The 1,668-nt window shown below is 64.9% G+C and carries 3 protein-coding genes; all 3 read right to left on the bottom strand.

Annotated elements, in window-relative coordinates:
* A partial coding sequence (locus tag ABZ824_RS39690) for an NAD(P)(+) transhydrogenase (Re/Si-specific) subunit beta (RefSeq protein ID WP_356970050.1) occupies nucleotides 1–491 on the bottom strand: 491 nt, incomplete at its 3' end.
* A gap of 17 nt (nucleotides 492–508) precedes the next feature.
* Nucleotides 509–823, bottom strand: coding sequence for an NAD(P) transhydrogenase subunit alpha (locus ABZ824_RS39695; RefSeq protein ID WP_063023007.1), 315 nt, complete (start codon nucleotides 821–823; stop codon nucleotides 509–511).
* Nucleotides 823–1,668, bottom strand: an 846-nt coding sequence (locus ABZ824_RS39700) for an NAD(P) transhydrogenase subunit alpha (protein WP_356970049.1), incomplete at its 5' end; no start/stop codon positions are given. The genes ABZ824_RS39700 and ABZ824_RS39695, both read right to left, overlap by 1 nt.

Below are 1,668 nucleotides of genomic sequence, written 5' to 3' on the forward strand. Positions count from 1 at the left end.
TGCTGCAACTTCCCGATCCCGATCGGGCGGCCGGGCAGGATCTCCTGCAACTTGCCGAACGCGATCAACGAACCCCAGAACGACACCGAACCGATGATCGCCGCGAACAGCGACCCGATCACGATGTGCACCGTCGGCTCCTCGTCGAAATGCGAGAAACCCTGGGAGTTGATGAATTCCGACCACGCGATGAGCGCGACCGTGCCACCGCCGACACCGTTGAACGCGGCCACCAGCTGCGGCATCGCGGTCATCTTCGTGTACTTCGCCGGCGGCACACCCAGCACGACGCCGACCACCAGACCGGCGACGATCAGAATCCAGTTGCTGGTGTGGCGGATCGAGATCAACGTCGCGATCACCGCGATCACCATGCCCACCGCGGCGATCAAGTTGCCGCGCACCGCGGTCTTCGGGCCGGTCAAACCCATCAGACCGTAGATGAACAGCGAGAACGCCACGATGTAGAGACCGTTGACCAGATAGGTCACGTTGTCGAAGGTATGCATCATTCACCGGCCTTCTGAGCAGCGGGCTTCTTGCTCTTGAACATGCCCAGCATGCGGTCGGTGACCACGAAACCACCGATGACGTTCAGGGTTCCGAACACCACCGCGACGAACAGGATGATCTGGGTCAGGATCGAGGGATCCTGCACGTTGCCCAAGGTGACCAGCGCACCCAGCACCACGATGCCGTGAATAGCGTTGGTGCCCGACATCAACGGCGTGTGCAACGTGTTCGGGACTTTGGAGATCACGGCGAAACCCACGAACCCCGACAACACCAGGATCGCGATATTCGCCAGAAGTTCGGTATACATCAGTTCTCCACCTTCGCCTCGGTCGGCTCCGACACAGCCGCTGCCTCGGCGGACTCCGCTGCCCCCGTCGCCTCGGCAGGCGCCTCGGGCGCGTCCGGCTCACGGGTGACGCAGGAATCCGCCAGCACCTGGTCGCTGAAGTCGGGCGCGAGCTTGCCGTCCACCAGCATCAACTCCAGCAACGCCGCGATGTTCTTCGAATACAACTCCGAAGCGTGCTCGGGCATGGTCGCGGGCAGATTCAACGGCGAGGCGATGGTCACCTCGTGCTTCACCACGACCTCACCCGGCTCGGTCAGCTCGCAGTTGCCGCCGGTCTCTCCCGCCAGGTCCACGATCACACTGCCGGGCTTCATACCCTCCACCGCGGCCGCGGTCACCAACCGGGGCGCGGGACGGCCCGGCACCAACGCGGTCGTGATCACCACGTCGAAGCCCTTGATCGCGTCCTCGAGCGCCTGCTGCTGCTTCGCCTTCTCCTCGTCGGTGAGCTCACGGGCGTACCCGCCCTCACCGGCGGCATCGATGCCCAGATCCAGCCACTGCGCACCCACCGACCGCACCTGATCGGCCACCTCGGGGCGCACGTCGTAACCGGTGGTCCGTCCACCAAGGCGCTTCGCGGTGGCCAGCGCTTGCAGACCGGCCACACCCACACCGAGCACCAGCACCGTCGCCGGCTTCACCGTGCCCGCCGCCGTGGTCAACATGGGGAAGAACCGCGTCGACTCCGACGCCGCCAGCAACACCGCCTTGTAACCCGCCACATTCGCCTGCGAGGACAACGCGTCCATCACCTGCGCACGCGAGATCCGCGGAATCGCCTCCACCGCGAACGCCTGCAC

This window comes from Nocardia sp. NPDC047038, assembly GCF_040644075.1.
Lineage (GTDB): Bacteria > Actinomycetota > Actinomycetes > Mycobacteriales > Mycobacteriaceae > Nocardia > Nocardia sichangensis.

Excerpts from the sequence above, each read along its gene's own strand:
- ABZ824_RS39695 (WP_063023007.1), bottom strand. The coding sequence starts at position 823 with ATGTATACCGAACTTCTGGCGAATATCGCGATCCTGGTGTTGTCGGGG.